We start from the raw sequence: 14,646 nt of genomic DNA, 5'->3' as shown, positions 1-14,646 counted from the left end.
CCACCCTCCCGCTAGTCGCTGATGCTGACGATCGCACCTTTCAGCTCGTCTGGCTCGGGCGCCTCGTATACGCCCTCGATGAAGTCGAACATGTCCGGCGGCACGTCGATGGCGAAGGTTTCGCCGCGCACCTGATTGCGCCCGGCCACGCGGGCGCGGCGCACCTCGGCCGGGGCGTCGACGAAGTGGAGCTGCAAGGTCAGGCCAGCGCCCTCGGCGATCTGGCGCACCCGCTCGCGGTCGGCCCTCCGCATCACGCCGATGTCCAGGATCACCGGCGTCCCGGCCGCCAGCACGGCGGCGGCGACCGACCAGATCTGCATCTCGCAGCGGCCCACCCGCTCGACCATCCACTCGTATTCCAGCGGCTCGGGCATGTCGGGCCCGAACATCCGCGCCATCCAGTCGTCCAGGATGAAGGCCACGCCCTTCTCGCGCCGGGCGAAGGTGTGGGCGTAGGTGGTCTTGCCGGCTCCGCAGGGCCCGAAGATGACGTTGACGGTCGCGGACATGGGCTCGTGCTAGCGGACCGAAAGCCCGCCGTCGATCACCAGCTCGGCGCCGGTCACATAGCGGCTCTCGTCGCTGGCCAGCCACAGGATGCCGTTGGCGATGTCCTGCGGGAAGCCTTTGACGCCCAGCGGCACGGCCATGGTCGACAGCGCGTCCAGGTCGGGCGGGGCGTTGGCGCCGGGGTTCTGCGGGTTGACGATGGAGAGCCAGATCGGCGTCTCGATGATCCCGGGGTGGACCGAATTGACCCGGATGCCGTCCTTGGCCTCGGCGCATTCCATGGCCACCGACTTGGTGAACAGCCGCACCCCACCCTTGGTGGCGCAATAGCCAGCCAGGATCGCCGAGCCCTTCAGCCCCGCCACCGAGCTCATGTTGATGATCGAACCGCCCTGGCCGGAAGCGCGCATCAGCGGGATCGAATGCTTCACGCCCAGGAAGACGCCGTCCAGGTTCACCGCAATCTGCCGCTGCCAGTCGGCCAGCGTCATGGTCAGCACCGAGCCGCCCAGGCCGATGCCGGCGTTGTTGACCAGGATGTCGAGGCGGCCGTGCGCCGCCTTCACCTTTGCGACCACGGATTCCCAGGCCGCCTCGTCGGTGACGTCGTGGTGCAGGTAGCTGGCCGTGCCGCCCGCCTTCTGGATCGCCGCGACCGTCTCGGCGCCCTTGTCGTCCTGCAGGTCGGTGACGAAGACCACCGCGCCCTCGGCGGCCAGCGTCTCGGCGCAGCCGCGGCCGATGCCGCTCGCCCCGCCGGTCACCAGGGCCACCTTGCCTGCGACTCTTCCGTCCTTGGGCCCAGCCATGGTCATCCTCCCGTTCGATCCATCAGGAACGGAGGCCTAAACCACCCCGCATCACGTCGCCAGTGCGACGCGACGGAAGGCATCCCCGGTGTCGATCGGCCGGCGCGTTGGCGCCGGCCGCCTTAAGGTCAGTGCATCCAGCTCGGAGTGCCGCTGCCGGTGGACAGCGCCCAGATGAACGCTCCGATCATGATCACCGCCACGATGGCGATGACCTTGCCGACCACGCCCTCGAGCTTCAGGGCTGTGTTCTTGTTGGCGTGATGCCGGACTTCCGGATGGTCAGAGTGCATACAACGTCCTTCCCAATCTGCTTGGGGGTTCTCCGCCCCCGCCAGACTGCGTCAGACGCCATCGGGCGCCGTTCCGACCGTTCTTTCTCGGGCGGCCGGAGCACACCCGCTGAGCCTGCGCAAATCAGGCCTCTGAGGCAAAGGCTGCGCCCCGGAAGCACCCCGGTCAACGAAAACCCGCCACCGCCGACGCAATGTGATCGGCGTTCAGGTGCGCCGGACCGGCGGTTTCCGAACCGGAGTCCGCGTCAGTGCGAGGGCGCGCCGGTGGGCGGCAGGGGTGGACGGGGCTCGTCGTCGGCGACGCCCATCCGCCGGCGCAGGGAGACCACGGCGGCCTTGCCGGCGGCGTAGCTGGTGTCGGGCGGCGGCGGGGCCAGCACATGGGCGGTGAGGAACCGGAAACCGTCGCGCAGGCGCGGGCCCAGCGACTTGCCCAGGTGGTCGGCCCCGTGGACCAGGCGGTACTCGTGCGGGATCTGGTGGTCCCACAGCACCCGGTGCAGGTACTCATTGCCCTCGTCGAGGTGGAACATGTCGAGGTCGCCGACCTCCAGGTAGATCTGCAGGCCCGAGCTCAGGACCCTGGCGCGATTGTCGATGGCCATGTTGGCCGGGTTGGCCTTCTTCCAGAACGCCCGGTCCACCGGATCGCCGAAGATCGACTTGAAGAACGCGTCGTCGCGCTGGAAGCGGTTGCGCATCTTCACGTCGTCGAAGCTCAGCGCCGGCTCGATCCCCGCTTCCAGCGAGGCCAGACCGCCGAACACCTCGGGATGGTCGAGCCCCAGGCGCAGAGATCCCAGGCCGCCCATGGAGATGCCGGTCACCACGGTCTTCATGCGATCGGGCGAGAGCTTGTAGCGCTGGCGCACCGCCGGAATCAGCTCGCCCACGATGAAGCTCTCCCATTTCTGGGAGCCATCGCGGTAGTCCATGTAGAGCGAGCGCTTGGCGTCGGGGGTCACCACCACCAGCGGCGGCAGTTCGCCGGCCGCCCAGGCCTGTTCGATGGTCGGACGCATGCTGGCCAGGAAGCCGTTGTCGCCGCCGCCGCCGTGCAGCAGCAGCATCAATGGATAGGGACCCTTGGCCGGGTCGTAGCCGGGCGGCAGCAGAACCGTATATTTGACCGGTGAGGGCGCCAGCCTAGTCGCCAGCTCGGCCGTCTCCAGCTTCGAGCCCTGGGCGAGCGCCCCGCCCGCCAGCGCCCAGACCACCGCCGCCACCGCGACCATGCGCCCGATCATGCCGATCCTCCCCGTCTTCGCGGGAAGCCTAGCACGGCCCGACGCGACGGACAGATTTCAGGCGTAGCTCTGCAGCGGCCGCACCTCGAGCGTGTCCTCCACCGTGGCCACGATCGCCTGGGCGGCCGCCAGGGCCCCGGCGGCGGTGGTGTAGTAGGGGATCTTCATCATCAGCGCCGTGCGGCGCAGCTCGAAGCTGTCCACCAGCGACTGGCGGCCCTCGGTGGTGTTGAACACCAGCTGCACCTCGCCGTTCTTCATGGCGTCGACGATGTGCGGGCGGCCCTCCAGCACCTTCTTCACCAGCTCCACCGCCGCGCCCTCGCCGGCCAGGTAGGAACAGGTGCCGCCGGTGGCCAGCACCTTGAAGCCGTGGGCGATCAACAGCTTCACCGGCTCTAGCACCCAGGGCTTGTCGGCGTCCTTCACCGAGACGAACACCGTCCCGGCCTTGGGCAGCACCACGCCGCCGCCCAGCTGGCTCTTGGCGAAGGCGCGCGCGAAAGCCGGGCCCGGGCCCTCGCCGTCGCGCACCCAGTCCAGGCCCATGACCTCGCCGGTGGAGCGCATCTCCGGCCCCAGCACGGTGTCCACGCCGGGGAAGCGGGCGAAGGGGAAGACGGCTTCCTTGACCGCGACGTGGTCGTAGGGCGTCTCGGCCAGGTCGAAGTCGCTCAGCAGCTTGCCGGCCATCACCTTCGCCGCGATCGCCGCCAGCGGCCGCCCGATGGTCTTGGCCACGAAAGGCACCGTGCGGCTGGCGCGTGGATTGACCTCCAGGACGAAGATCCGCGGCTCGGCCGAGTGCGGCTCCTCGATGGCGAACTGCACGTTCATCAGGCCGCGGACCTCCAGCGCCCGGGCCATGGCCTCGGTCTGGCGCTTCAGCTCGGCGATGGTCTCGGGCTTCAGCGAAAACGGCGGCAGCGAACAGGCGCTGTCGCCCGAGTGCACGCCGGCCTCCTCGATGTGCTCCATGACCCCGGCCACGAACACCTGGCCCTCGGCGTCGCACAGCGCGTCCACGTCCACCTCGGTGGCGCGGGACAGGTACTGGTCGATCAGCACGGGAGAGTCGCCGCTGACCTGCACGGCGGTGCGGATGTAGCGGTCGAGCTGCTCGTCGTCGCGGACGATCTCCATGGCCCGGCCGCCCAGCACATAGGAGGGCCGGATCACCACCGGGTAGCCCACCTGGTGGGCGCCTTCGAACGCCTCCTCGCGGCTCCTGGCGATGGCGTTGAACGGCTGGGCGATCTTCAGGCGGTGCAGCAGCTGCTGGAACCGCTCGCGGTCCTCGGCCAGGTCGATGGCGTCAGGCGTCGTGCCGAGGATCGGGATCCCGGCGTCTTCCAGCGGCTTGGCGAGCTTCAGCGGCGTCTGGCCGCCGAACTGGACGATCACGCCCAGCAGTTCGCCGTTCGACTGCTCCACGTGGATCAGTTCGAGCACGTCCTCGGCGGTCAGCGGCTCGAAATAGAGGCGATCGGAGGTGTCGTAGTCGGTCGACACGGTCTCGGGGTTGCAGTTGACCATGATCGACTCCACGCCGATCTCGTCCAGCGCGAAGGCCGCGTGGCAGCAGCAGTAGTCGAACTCGATGCCCTGGCCGATGCGGTTCGGCCCGCCGCCCAGGATGATCGCCTTCTTGCGGCCCGACGGCTCGCTTTCGCAGTCCGGTTCCTGGCCCAGCGCCCCGGTCTCATAGGTCGAGTACATGTAGGGCGTCTCGGCCCGGAACTCGCCGGCGCAGGTGTCGATGCGCTTGAACACCGGCCGCACGCCCAGCGCGCGCCGCGCGTCGCGCACCCGAGCCTCGGTCGAGCCGGTGAGCTTCGCCAGCCGCGCGTCGGAGAAGCCCTGCGCCTTCAGCGCCCGCATGCCCTGGGCCGCGGCCGGCAGGCCTTCGAAGGCGATGCGCTTCTCCTCAGCCACCAGGGCCGCGATCTGGCGCAGGAACCAGGGCTCGTAGGAACAGGCGGCGTGGACGTCCTCCACCGACAGCCCGTGGCGGAAGGCCTGGGCGATGACCCGCAGGCGATCCGGCGTCGGCTGGCCCAGCGCGCGCAGGATCGCCGCATGGCCCATCTCCGGGTCCTGGGCGTTCTCGATCTCCACCTCGTCGAGGCCCGACAGGCCCGTCTCCAGCCCGCGCAGCGCCTTCTGCAGGCTCTCGGCGAAGGTGCGCCCGATGGCCATCACCTCGCCCACCGACTTCATCGAGGTGGTGAGGTACGGCTCGGAGCCCGGATACTTCTCGAAGGCGAAGCGCGGGATCTTGGTGACCACATAGTCGATGGAGGGCTCGAACGAGGCAGGTGTCGCCCCGGTGATGTCGTTCATCAGCTCGTCCAGCGTGTAGCCCACGGCCAGGCGGGCTGCGACCTTGGCGATCGGGAAGCCGGTGGCCTTGGACGCCAGCGCCGAGGAGCGCGACACCCTCGGGTTCATCTCGATCACCACCATGCGCCCGTCGGCCGGATTGACCGCGAACTGCACGTTGGAGCCGCCGGTCTCCACCCCGATCTCGCGCAGCACGTCGATCGAGGCCTTGCGCATCCGCTGGTATTCCTTGTCGGTCAGCGTCAGCGCAGGGGCCACGGTGATGGAATCGCCGGTGTGGACGCCCATCGGGTCGATGTTCTCGATGGAGCAGACGATGATGCAGTTGTCCGCCTTGTCGCGGACGACCTCCATTTCGTACTCCTTCCAGCCGAGCACGCTCTCCTCGATCAGGACCTCGGTGGTGGGCGACAGGTCCAGGCCGCGCTCGACGATCTCGCGGAATTCCTCGACGTTGTAGGCGATGCCGCCGCCGGTGCCGGCGAGCGTGAAGCTCGGCCGCACGATCGCCGGCAGGCCGACGAATTCCAGGCCTTCCAGCGCCTCGTCCATTGTGTGGGCGGCCTTGGACTTCGGGCTTTCCAGCCCCAGCTTGTCCATGGCGTCGCGGAATTTCTGGCGGTCCTCGGCCTTGTCGATCACCTCGGCGCGCGCGCCGATCATCTCCACGCCGTACTTTTTCAGCACGCCCGAGTTCTCCAGCGCGAGCGCGGTGTTCAGCGCCGTCTGGCCGCCCATGGTCGGCAGCAGGGCGTCCGGCCGCTCCTTGGCGATGATCTTCTCGACCATGCCGGGCGTGATCGGCTCGATATAGGTGGCGTCGGCGACGTTCGGATCGGTCATGATCGTCGCCGGGTTGGAGTTCACCAGCACGATCCGATAGCCCTCGGCGCGCAGCGCCTTGCAGGCCTGCACCCCCGAATAGTCGAACTCGCACGCCTGGCCGATGACGATGGGCCCGGCGCCGATGATCAGGATCGAGGCGATGTCGGTGCGTTTGGGCAATCTTGTCTCGCGCGCGGGGGCGTGCGCGCTCGACACGCGTCGCCCGGCCAAATCTGCAGGTTAAGCCGCCCGTTTAGAGACGCGCGACCTTGCGCGCAACCCCGCCCGGACTGCGGGCGGCGTCGGACCCCCGCCGCCCTGGCGCCGAACTTGAAAACAGTGGGTTTCCCGGCGCGGAAGCGTACAGCTTTGGCATACGGGGTTGCCCCGGCGGCATTCCGCGGGCAACGTTTGAGCTGTAACCTGGGCCTTGCGCCCGTTTAGCGAGTTCGAGTCGCGACCTTGGCCGCCGCAACCACCCCCGACGAGCTCGCCGCCCTCATGCGCCGCTGCGCCTCGGGTGAGCGCGCCGCCCTGCGACAACTTTACGACGCCACCTCTTCGAAGCTTTTTGCCGTCTGCCTTCGTATCCTCTCTGACCGCGAGGAGGCCGAGGACGTTTTGCAAGAGGTCTATGTCACAGTTTGGCGTCGTGCGGACCGCTTCGATGCGGCGCGTGCGAGCGTCATGACCTGGGTCTCCACGATCGCCCGTAACCGGTCGATCGATCGTCTTCGGGCGCGCGGTCCCATGGCCTATGCGGACCAGGTCGACGACCTGGAGATCCCGGACGGCGGTGTCAGCGCCGAGACCTTGATGGTCGCGGCGGGCGAGGAGGGGCGGTTGCACCACTGCCTCAGCGAGCTGGACCCGCGGACGGAAAAAGTCATCCGCACGGCCTTTTTCGAGGGCGTGACCTATGAGGCGCTCGCGCGTCGCATGGATACGCCATTGGGCACAGTCAAAAGCTGGGTGCGCCGGGGCCTGGCGAAGCTTAAGGGGTGTCTGTCGCAATGAGCGAAGCACCAGAACTCTCGGAAGCCGAAGCCCTCGCCGCGGAGCACGCGCTCGGCGTGTTGGGCTCGGCGGAACGGCGCGAGGCCGAGGCCCGCATGGCGTCCGACCCGGCGTTTGCGGCCGAGGTCGAGGCGTGGCGCGAAAGGCTCATGCCCATGGCTGAGAACGTGAACGGCATCGCCGCGCCGCAGGCGCTGTGGCTGCGGATCGAGCGCTCCCTGGGCGCCAACGACAATCTGGAGGCCGTGCGCGGCCTGCGCTTCTGGCGCGGGACGGCGGCCGGGTCGCTCACGCTCGCCGCCGCCAGCGTGGCGGTCGCGGTGATGCTGGCCAACCAGCCGGTCAGGACGGTGGTCGCCCCGACCGGCGCCCAGCAGGGCCAGTTGCTCGACGCCAGTCTGGTCAGCCAGTCCGGCGCGCCGGTGCCGCTGTTCGTGGCCGCCTACGATCCGACCCGCAAGGCGCTGATCGTCACCTCCCTGGTGACGCCCAACAACGATCCGGCCCACGTGCACGAGCTGTGGGTGATCCCGGCCGACGGCAAGCCGCGGCCGCTGGGCATCCTGGAGCCTGGCAAGACCAAGGCGATTCCGATGCCCGAGAAATACCTGCCGTCGCTGGCGGCGGGCTCGGCGCTGGCGGTCTCGGTCGAGCCGCCGGGCGGCTCGCCCAAGGTCGATGCGCCCTCCGGGCCCATCACCGCGGTGGGCAAGCTCGCCAAGATCTGACGCGGCGGCGCGTCAGCGCGGCCTAGCGGCCCTGGGTGATCGGTACGCCCAGGAACGCGTGGCGATGGTGGTGGTGGCGCCGGGGCGTCACCCCCTGGCCGGCCGCGGCATGGTTCAGGATCGACATGCCGGGGTAGCCCTCAGGGTGGGTCCCGTTGCGGTCGGTGACGACCACCGCCGAGCCGTTGGTGTTGTTGTCGCCAACGAACATGCCCACCTGCTCCGCCGGAGTAGGCTGAGCCATCGCCCCCCCGGCGATCATCGCCACCCCCATGGCTGGAACAAGAATCTTCAACATCATCAATTCTCCTCAGGTGCGAAGAAGAACGAACTGGCGAAGGCGAGGGTTGCGAAAGCCAGGCTAGGATCTCCCAAATGTTCCCTTATTGTTCTCATCTGGCGAAGATGCTAGCTTCGCTATGGAATGAACCACGGAACACACGGACCACACGGAAATCTGCTCTACGCAGAGGAGACGTTTCGAATCCGGGGCGTCGCGTTCGAGGTCTATCGCGCCATGGGCGCGGGCTTTCTGGAAGCCGTCTATCAGGAGTGCATGGCGATCGAATTCGCCGCACAGCAAATCCCTTACTCGGCGATGCAGCCGCTGGCGCTATCTTACAAGGGGCGTGAACTCCATCAGACCTATGTGCCTGACTTCGTTTGCTTTGATCGGATTGTGGTGGAGTTGAAGGCCACGCGCGAAATCGCGCCCGAGCATCGGGCGCAAACAATCAACTATCTGCATGGCGCGGGGCTGAAGCTCGGACTGCTTATCAATTTCGGCGCGACGCCCGGAGTCCGGATCGAGCGCTTCGCGCTCTGAATCCTTCCGTGTGTTCCGTGTATTCCGTGGTTTAAATTTCTACCTCTTCCTGTCCATCATCTCGGCGAAGCGCTCGAACAGATAGAGGCTGTCCGTCGGCCCGGGCGAGGCCTCCGGGTGGTGCTGGACAGAGAACACCGGCCGGTCCTTCAGCGCGATGCCGGCGTTGGTGCCGTCAAACAGCGAGACGTGGGTCTCCACCACCGGCGCGGGCAGGCTGTCGCGGTCGACGGTGAAGCCGTGGTTCATGGAGACGATTTCCACCTTGCCGGTGGTCAGGTCCTTCACCGGGTGGTTCGCCCCGTGGTGGCCCTGGTCCATCTTCCTGGTCTTCGCGCCCACCGCCAGCGACAGCATCTGGTGGCCCAGGCAGATGCCGAACACCGGCGTACCGCTCTCGATCAGCTTCCGGATCTCCGGCACGGCGTATTCGCCGGTCGCCGCCGGGTCGCCGGGACCGTTGGAGAGCAGCACCCCGTCCGGCTTGCGGGCCAGGATCTCCTCGGCGGTGGTCTTGGCCGGCACCACGGTGGCGCGTGCGCCGACGCTGGTCAGCGCGCGCAGGATGTTGCGCTTCACGCCGTAGTCGACGACCACGACCTCGTACTTCGGCTTGTCCGCCGGCTTCTCGTAGCCCTCCGGCCACGACCACAGGCCTTGGTCGAAGACGAACGGCTGCAGGCAGGAGGCGTCCTTGGCCAGGTCCAGCCCCTCGAGACCACTCCAGGCCGCCGCTTCCGCCACCAGGGCGTCGAGGTCGAACCGGCCCTGCGGATCGTGGGCGATCACCGCGTGCGGCATGCCCTTCTCGCGGATCGCCCGGGTGAGCGCGCGGGTGTCGACGCCCGACAGGCCGACGACGCCGCGCCTGGCCATCCAGGCCGGCAGGTCGGCATTGGCCCGCCAGTTGGCCGGTTCGGTCGGCAGGTCGCGGAAGATCGCGCCCCGGGCCGCCGTCTCCGCCGAGCCGGAGACCTGCTCCAGGTCCTCGGTGGTCGTGCCGGTGTTGCCGATGTGCGGGAAGGTGAAGGCCACGATCTGGGCCATGTAGGAGGGGTCGGTCAGGATCTCCTGATAGCCGGTCATGGCGGTGTTGAAGCACACCTCGCCGACCGCCTTGCCCACCGCGCCCACGCCGATTCCCTGCAGGATCGTGCCGTCGGCCAGGGCCAGCACGCCGGTGCATCCGGGCAGCAGGTCGCGGCTCATGGCGAGGTCCTCTTCGGGTCGGCGGGCAAACGGGCGCGTAGGTAGTGAGTCCCACCCGCGCGGTCAATGTGGGCATATGGCACGCGAAGCGTCGCGACATAACCCCACGAGGGGCCAGGGAGGGGACGGCGAATGACCGAAGGCTACATCGACCCGGACCGGGCGGCCTGGGACATCTTCAAATCCCTGCCGCGCGACCGGCCGATCCACATGCTGAACCTGATCCGCCTGCGCGAGACCGCCGCCTATCCCGAGGGCCATCCGAACCATGGCCAGGCGATCAGCGGCCGCGACGCCTATCGCGAGTACGGCCGCGCCATCGCTCCACATTTGGCGCGCCTGGGCAGCCGCCAGGTCTGGGCGGGCGACCCGCAGGTGATGGTCACCGGGCCGGGTTCCGAGGCCTGGGACCTGGCCTTCATCGTCGAATACCCGGGCTCGCAGGCCTTCATAGACATGGTCCGCGACCCGGACTATCGCGCCAACGTCGTGCCGCACCGCACCGCCGCAGTGGCGGACTCGCGCCTGCTCAGGCTCTCGCCGCTCGATCCCGACGACAAGCTGGGCCACTGACGGCCAACGTCCGGAAACGCCGCAACCTTGGCCTTCCGGCCGGACGGCGGATCGGGCAGGATGGGGCCATGCTGATCCTCAAGCCCAACTGCGAGTGCTGCGACCGCGACCTGGCCCCTGACAGCCCGGATGCGCGCATCTGCACCTTCGAATGCACCTTCTGCGCCGACTGCGCGGTGACCAGGTTCGGCGGCGCCTGCCCGAACTGCGGCGGCGACTTCACCGTCCGCCCGATCCGCCCGCCCGCCCTGCTGGCCAAGCACCCGGCCTCAACCGAGCGGTTCGTCGGCAAGCACAAGGCCTGTGCGGCTTAGGGCCCGCGCTGCTTAGGGGCCTGCGCGGCCTAGCGAGGCGGGCTTGCGGCGCGTAAAAGCGCGCGCCATGGCCATCACCACGGTCGGCCTCGATGCCGACGACACGCTCTGGCACAACGAGACGATCTTCCGCCTGACGCAGGATCGCTTCCGCGCGCTCATGGCCGACTACGCCGAGCCGGAATTCCTCGACGCCCGCCTGGCCGAGGTGGAGCGGCGAAACCTCGCCCTCTACGGCTATGGGGTGAAGGGCTTCACCCTGTCGCTGATCGAGACCGCCATGGACGTCACCGTCGGCCAGCCGCCCGGCCGCATGATCGCCGACATCCTGGCCGCCGGGCGCGAGATGCTGAGCCATCCGGTCGAGCCCCTGCCGGGCGTGCCCCAGGCGCTGGATGAGCTCTCCCGGCGCTACCGCCTGGTGCTCATCACCAAGGGCGACCTGCTGCACCAGGAGCAGAAGCTGGCCGCCAGCGGCCTGGGGGAGCTGTTCGTCGGCGTCGAGATCGTCAGCGAGAAGGACGCCGCCACCTACGAGCGGGTATTTTCGCGCTACGGCACCGGCGCGGGCGAGGCGGCCATGTGCGGCAACTCCCTGCGCTCCGACGTCATCCCGGCGCTGGACGCCGGCGCCTATGCCGCCCACATCCCCTATCCGCTGACCTGGGCGCACGAGGTCGCCGAGCCGCCCGTCGGCCACCCCCGTTTCGCCGAACTGGCCTCCATCGCCGAATTTCCCGGGTGGGTCCACTCGCTCCCCTAGATCCACAAGCTGTCATCCCAGGCCCTGTGCGGGGACCCATATGCACAGGCGTCGCCGGATCGGCATCGGCGTTCATGGGTGGCCGGGACAAGCCCCGCCATGACGATCTTTGAGGGAGCCGCGTGTCACAAACGCGCCGGCCCGTGCGTCCAGGTTTCCGAACAGAGGGAGCCTCGCCGTGGGCCGCGCCATCTCCGCCATCCTGGCCGTCGTCCTCAGCCTGAACGGCCTCGCCATGCTGTTCGCCGGCCTGTGGTGGTACGGCGTCGTCCCCGGCGTGATCGCCACGGGGCCCTACAATCCCCACTTCGTGCGTGACATCGGGGCGGCCTATCTGGTTGTAGGCCTGAGCCTCGCCGCCTTCGCCGCGTGGCCGCGCCAGGCCTGGCCGGCGCTCGCCGCGGCCAGCGCCTTCCTCACCCTGCACGCCGCGGTCCACGTCTTTGACGCCGCCTGCGGGACCCACCCCCTGAGCGACGTCGCCCGCGACTTCGCCGGCGTCTACCTGCCCGCCATCCTCACCCTTTTCCTCGCCCTTCGCCCGCAACGGAGTTCGTGATGCTCAAGGCCTATTTCTCCCGCTACCTCGACAAGTTCGAACGCCAGTGGAGCTACGACGCCAGCTACATGCGCGACGTGCTGGCGGTGAATTCCTGGAGCTTCCTGAAGTTCATGTTCGGGACCCAGGCGGCCGACCGCGCCGCCGCGCCGCCCGAGGCGATCCTGGCTGCCGGCCTGGCCGGCACGCTCAGCGAGGACTGCGGCCCCTGCACCCAGATCGGCGTCGACATGGCTGCGGCCCAGGGGCTGGATCCGGCGGTCATCCGCGCCGTCCTGGCCGGCGACGAGGCCGCCATGGGCGAGACCGCCGCGCTCGCCTGGCGCTTCGCCCGCGCCAGCCTGGCCCGCGACATGGAAGCCTGCGACCCGCTGCGCGACGAGATCGTCCGCCGCTGGGGCGACAAGGCGCTGGTCGCCATCGGCCTGTCGCTGACCGCGGCGCGGATGTACCCGACGCTGAAATACGCGCTCGGCCATGGCAAGGCCTGCTCGAAGGTCGTCGTCGCCGGGGTTGCCACGCCGGTCGTCCACCTGCCGTTGGCGGCGTAGGATGGGCGTCATGGACACGGCGAAGACCGACGCAGCCCGGAAGGACGCGGAACGGACCGAAGCCTTCGAGGCCCAGCGCCCACGCCTCATGCGGCTCGCCTACCGCATGCTGGGCTCGGTGACCGAGGCGGAGGACGCGGTGCAGGACGCCTGGCTGCGCTGGACCCGGGCCGGCGACGACATCGCCGAGCCCGCCGCCTGGCTGGTGCGGGCTGCGACACGGCTGTGCATCGACCGCCTGCGCGCCGCCAAGGCCGAGCGCGAGCACTATCGTGGCCCCTGGCTGCCCGAACCGCTGGTCGAGCCCCTGGCCGATCCGGTGGAGCGCGCCGAGGACGTCTCGGTGGCCTTCCTGCTGGCGCTGGAGCGGTTGTCGCCGCTGGAGCGGGCGGTCTTCCTGCTGCACGACGTGTTCGACGAGGACTACGCCTCGGTCGCCGGCACGCTCGATCGCTCCGAGGCGGCGGTGCGCCAGTTGGCCAGCCGCGCCCGCGAGCATGTCCGCGACGCGCGACCGCGTTTCTCGGTCGACGCGGCGACCGCCCAGAAGCTGGTCACAGCGTTCGCCACGGCCTCGGCCACCGCCGATTTCAGCGCGCTCTCCGCTATGCTGGCCGAGGATGCGGTGATGGTCACCGATTCCGGCGGCAAGCGGCCGGCGGCCCTGCGCGTGCTGGTCGGGCGCGAGGACATCCTGCGGCTGTTCCGCGGCCTGCAGTGGCGCCACGGCCTGCCGCCGGTGGAGCGCTTCGACATGGCCCGGATCAACGGCGCGCCCGGCCTCATCATGCACCTGCACGACGGGCCGGAGACCATGGTGCTGGAAGCCGACGCCGACGGGCGCATCGCCGCCGTCTACGTCATGCGCAATCCGGACAAGCTGACCCGCATCGGCGGGGGCTAGCGCCGCGTGCGCACGACGGCGCGCTTCAGCTGCCCCGCCCAGCGGCGCGCGGCCGCCAGCAGCGAGGTCGCCATGACCACGAAGAAGATCATCACCCAGAAGATCTCACGGGCCGGCGCATAGGCGGCGACGCGCGCGTCGTCGGCGGAACGGCCGCCCAGCACCCGGCTCACGCCGAAGTATTCCAGAGCGCCGATAGCGGCGAGCGTCACCAGCAGAGCGCCCGCGAGACGAAGCCACATGATCACGCGGCGGTCCCCCAAATCAGCACGCAACAGGAGGCCGCAACATCTCCCCTGGGGCGCGAAAGGTCAAATGTTCCTGGGGATCAAAATGGCCGGCCTGGGGAAGGAATCGGCGCTCAACTTGCGGCGCCACAGCCCCAAAGGCTCTATGATCCTCCCGTGCGCTTCGACGAACACTTCCTCGACGAGATCAAATCCCGGCTGCGTCCCTCCGACGTGATCGGCAAGACGGTGAAGCTGCGCCGGCAGGGCCGCGAGTACGTGGGCCTCTCGCCCTTCACCAAGGAGAAGACGCCCAGCTTCTACGTCAACGACGACAAGGGCCAGTTCTTCGACTTCTCGTCCGGCAAGACCGGCGACATCATCGCCTTCCTGCAGGAAGCCGAGCGCCTGACCTTTGTGGAGGCGGTGGAGCGGCTGGCGGCGGACGCCGGCGTGCCGCTGCCCGCCATCGACCCACGCGCGCAGGAGCAGGAGAAGGTCCGCCAGGGCCTCTCCGAATGGCTGGAACTGGCCGCCCAGTGGTTCGAGGCGGAGCTGCGCCGGCCCTCCGGCCGCGAGGCCCGCGCCTATCTCGAACGCCGTGGCCTGCCGGAGAAGGATTGGGCGCGGTTTCGCCTGGGTTTCTCGCCGCCGGGGCGCACCGCGCTCAAGGACTACCTTGTGGCCAAAGGCGCGCGACCGGGCGAGCTGGTCGAGACCGGCCTGTTGATCGCGCCGGAAGAGGGTGGGGCGCCCTACGACCGGTTCCGAGACCGGATCATCTTCCCGATCGGCGATGCACGGGGTCGCATCGTCTCCTTCGGCGGCCGGGCGATGGATCCGCAGGCCCGCGCCAAATATCTGAACGGCCCGGAGACCTCGATCTTCCACAAGGGCCACCAGCTCTATGGCCTCGCGGAAGCGCGGAAGATCATCGCCGCG

The 14,646-nt window shown here is 69.0% G+C and carries 18 protein-coding genes; 10 read left to right on the top strand and 8 right to left on the bottom strand.

All coding sequences use genetic code 11. The annotated features are described in order from the left end of the window. Positions 1-11 precede the first annotated feature (11 nt). From VGL85_RS09660 to carB, 5 genes are all read right to left on the bottom strand, one after another. A complete protein-coding gene (locus VGL85_RS09660) occupies positions 12-512 on the bottom strand; it encodes an ATP-binding protein (protein WP_331588508.1) in 501 nt (166 codons plus the stop codon). 9 nt (positions 513-521) lie between these two features. Next, positions 522-1,322: a glucose 1-dehydrogenase gene (locus tag VGL85_RS09655; RefSeq protein ID WP_331588506.1), complete on the bottom strand. Its 801-nt coding sequence runs from the start codon at positions 1,320-1,322 to the stop codon at positions 522-524. A gap of 128 nt (positions 1,323-1,450) precedes the next feature. After that, positions 1,451-1,615: a hypothetical protein gene (locus VGL85_RS09650; RefSeq protein WP_331588504.1), complete on the bottom strand. Its 165-nt coding sequence runs from the start codon at positions 1,613-1,615 to the stop codon at positions 1,451-1,453. Positions 1,616-1,863: 248 nt separating this feature from the next. After that, a complete protein-coding gene (locus VGL85_RS09645; RefSeq protein ID WP_331588501.1) occupies positions 1,864-2,865 on the bottom strand; it encodes an alpha/beta hydrolase-fold protein in 1,002 nt (333 codons plus the stop codon). 57 nt (positions 2,866-2,922) lie between these two features. After that, positions 2,923-6,213 carry a carbamoyl-phosphate synthase large subunit gene (carB, locus tag VGL85_RS09640; protein ID WP_331588499.1) on the bottom strand — a complete coding sequence of 1,097 codons (3,291 nt, stop codon included), beginning with the start codon at positions 6,211-6,213 and terminating at the stop codon, positions 2,923-2,925. A 282-nt stretch (positions 6,214-6,495) separates the two neighbouring features. Here carB and VGL85_RS09635 point away from each other — a divergent pair, with 282 nt between their 5' ends. Further along, entirely contained in the window at positions 6,496-7,050 is a 555-nt protein-coding gene (locus VGL85_RS09635) for a sigma-70 family RNA polymerase sigma factor (RefSeq protein ID WP_331588498.1), read from the top strand. Continuing rightward, a complete protein-coding gene (locus VGL85_RS09630; protein ID WP_331588496.1) occupies positions 7,047-7,778 on the top strand; it encodes an anti-sigma factor in 732 nt (243 codons plus the stop codon). Before VGL85_RS09635 ends, VGL85_RS09630 begins: the two co-directional genes overlap by 4 nt. Positions 7,779-7,800: 22 nt before the next feature. Here the strand turns inward: VGL85_RS09630 and VGL85_RS09625 are convergent, their stop codons facing one another. Beyond that, complete coding sequence (locus VGL85_RS09625) at positions 7,801-8,076, bottom strand: hypothetical protein (protein WP_331588494.1); 276 nt, start codon at positions 8,074-8,076, stop codon at positions 7,801-7,803. A 126-nt stretch (positions 8,077-8,202) separates the two neighbouring features. Between VGL85_RS09625 and VGL85_RS09620 the strand changes: the two genes are divergently transcribed. After that, positions 8,203-8,604 (top strand): GxxExxY protein, encoded by a 402-nt coding sequence (locus tag VGL85_RS09620; protein WP_331588492.1) that lies wholly within the window; start codon positions 8,203-8,205, stop codon positions 8,602-8,604. A 39-nt stretch (positions 8,605-8,643) separates the two neighbouring features. On the opposite strand, the gene carA is transcribed toward VGL85_RS09620, so the two are convergent. Continuing rightward, complete coding sequence (carA, locus tag VGL85_RS09615) at positions 8,644-9,813, bottom strand: glutamine-hydrolyzing carbamoyl-phosphate synthase small subunit (RefSeq protein ID WP_331588490.1); 1,170 nt, start codon at positions 9,811-9,813, stop codon at positions 8,644-8,646. 132 nt (positions 9,814-9,945) lie between these two features. On the opposite strand from carA, the gene VGL85_RS09610 reads away from it, so the two are divergent. From VGL85_RS09610 to sigJ, 6 genes are all read left to right on the top strand, one after another. Then, complete coding sequence (locus VGL85_RS09610) at positions 9,946-10,386, top strand: DUF1330 domain-containing protein (protein ID WP_331588488.1); 441 nt, start codon at positions 9,946-9,948, stop codon at positions 10,384-10,386. A 68-nt stretch (positions 10,387-10,454) separates the two neighbouring features. Continuing rightward, positions 10,455-10,700 (top strand): DUF1272 domain-containing protein, encoded by a 246-nt coding sequence (locus tag VGL85_RS09605; RefSeq protein ID WP_331588487.1) that lies wholly within the window; start codon positions 10,455-10,457, stop codon positions 10,698-10,700. Positions 10,701-10,767: 67 nt separating this feature from the next. Beyond that, positions 10,768-11,463: an HAD family hydrolase gene (locus VGL85_RS09600; RefSeq protein ID WP_331588485.1), complete on the top strand. Its 696-nt coding sequence runs from the start codon at positions 10,768-10,770 to the stop codon at positions 11,461-11,463. Between the two features lie 178 nt (positions 11,464-11,641). Continuing rightward, on the top strand, positions 11,642-12,022 hold the full coding sequence (locus tag VGL85_RS09595; protein ID WP_331588483.1) for a hypothetical protein: 381 nt from the start codon (positions 11,642-11,644) through the stop codon (positions 12,020-12,022). Beyond that, complete coding sequence (locus tag VGL85_RS09590) at positions 12,022-12,573, top strand: hypothetical protein (RefSeq protein WP_331588481.1); 552 nt, start codon at positions 12,022-12,024, stop codon at positions 12,571-12,573. The genes VGL85_RS09595 and VGL85_RS09590 overlap by 1 nt, the downstream gene beginning before the upstream one ends. A gap of 10 nt (positions 12,574-12,583) precedes the next feature. Continuing rightward, positions 12,584-13,477, top strand: coding sequence for an RNA polymerase sigma factor SigJ (sigJ, locus tag VGL85_RS09585; protein WP_331588479.1), 894 nt, complete (start codon positions 12,584-12,586; stop codon positions 13,475-13,477). Here the strand turns inward: sigJ and VGL85_RS09580 are convergent. Beyond that, a complete protein-coding gene (locus VGL85_RS09580; protein WP_331588477.1) occupies positions 13,474-13,719 on the bottom strand; it encodes a hypothetical protein in 246 nt (81 codons plus the stop codon). The genes sigJ and VGL85_RS09580 overlap by 4 nt on opposite strands. A gap of 162 nt (positions 13,720-13,881) precedes the next feature. Here VGL85_RS09580 and VGL85_RS09575 point away from each other — a divergent pair. Beyond that, the coding region (locus VGL85_RS09575) for a DNA primase (RefSeq protein ID WP_331588475.1) at positions 13,882-14,646 on the top strand (765 nt) is incomplete at its 3' end.

Source organism: Phenylobacterium sp., from assembly GCF_036501465.1.
Taxonomy (GTDB): domain Bacteria; phylum Pseudomonadota; class Alphaproteobacteria; order Caulobacterales; family Caulobacteraceae; genus Phenylobacterium.
The sequence above is the reverse complement of the archived record's forward strand: the minus strand, read 5'-3'. Positions and strand labels throughout refer to the sequence as shown.

Coding starts and splice junctions, on each gene's coding strand:
- VGL85_RS09610 (WP_331588488.1), top strand. CDS start 9,946: ATGACCGAAGGCTACATCGACCCGGACCGGGCGGCCTGGGACATCTTC.
- VGL85_RS09660 (WP_331588508.1), bottom strand. CDS start 512: ATGTCCGCGACCGTCAACGTCATCTTCGGGCCCTGCGGAGCCGGCAAG.
- VGL85_RS09625 (WP_331588494.1), bottom strand. CDS start 8,076: ATGTTGAAGATTCTTGTTCCAGCCATGGGGGTGGCGATGATCGCCGGG.
- VGL85_RS09590 (WP_331588481.1), top strand. CDS start 12,022: ATGCTCAAGGCCTATTTCTCCCGCTACCTCGACAAGTTCGAACGCCAG.
- sigJ (WP_331588479.1), top strand. CDS start 12,584: ATGGACACGGCGAAGACCGACGCAGCCCGGAAGGACGCGGAACGGACC.
- VGL85_RS09605 (WP_331588487.1), top strand. CDS start 10,455: ATGCTGATCCTCAAGCCCAACTGCGAGTGCTGCGACCGCGACCTGGCC.
- VGL85_RS09645 (WP_331588501.1), bottom strand. CDS start 2,865: ATGATCGGGCGCATGGTCGCGGTGGCGGCGGTGGTCTGGGCGCTGGCG.
- VGL85_RS09655 (WP_331588506.1), bottom strand. CDS start 1,322: ATGGCTGGGCCCAAGGACGGAAGAGTCGCAGGCAAGGTGGCCCTGGTG.
- VGL85_RS09580 (WP_331588477.1), bottom strand. CDS start 13,719: ATGTGGCTTCGTCTCGCGGGCGCTCTGCTGGTGACGCTCGCCGCTATC.
- carA (WP_331588490.1), bottom strand. CDS start 9,813: ATGAGCCGCGACCTGCTGCCCGGATGCACCGGCGTGCTGGCCCTGGCC.
- VGL85_RS09620 (WP_331588492.1), top strand. CDS start 8,203: ATGAACCACGGAACACACGGACCACACGGAAATCTGCTCTACGCAGAG.
- VGL85_RS09630 (WP_331588496.1), top strand. CDS start 7,047: ATGAGCGAAGCACCAGAACTCTCGGAAGCCGAAGCCCTCGCCGCGGAG.
- VGL85_RS09600 (WP_331588485.1), top strand. CDS start 10,768: ATGGCCATCACCACGGTCGGCCTCGATGCCGACGACACGCTCTGGCAC.
- VGL85_RS09650 (WP_331588504.1), bottom strand. CDS start 1,615: ATGCACTCTGACCATCCGGAAGTCCGGCATCACGCCAACAAGAACACA.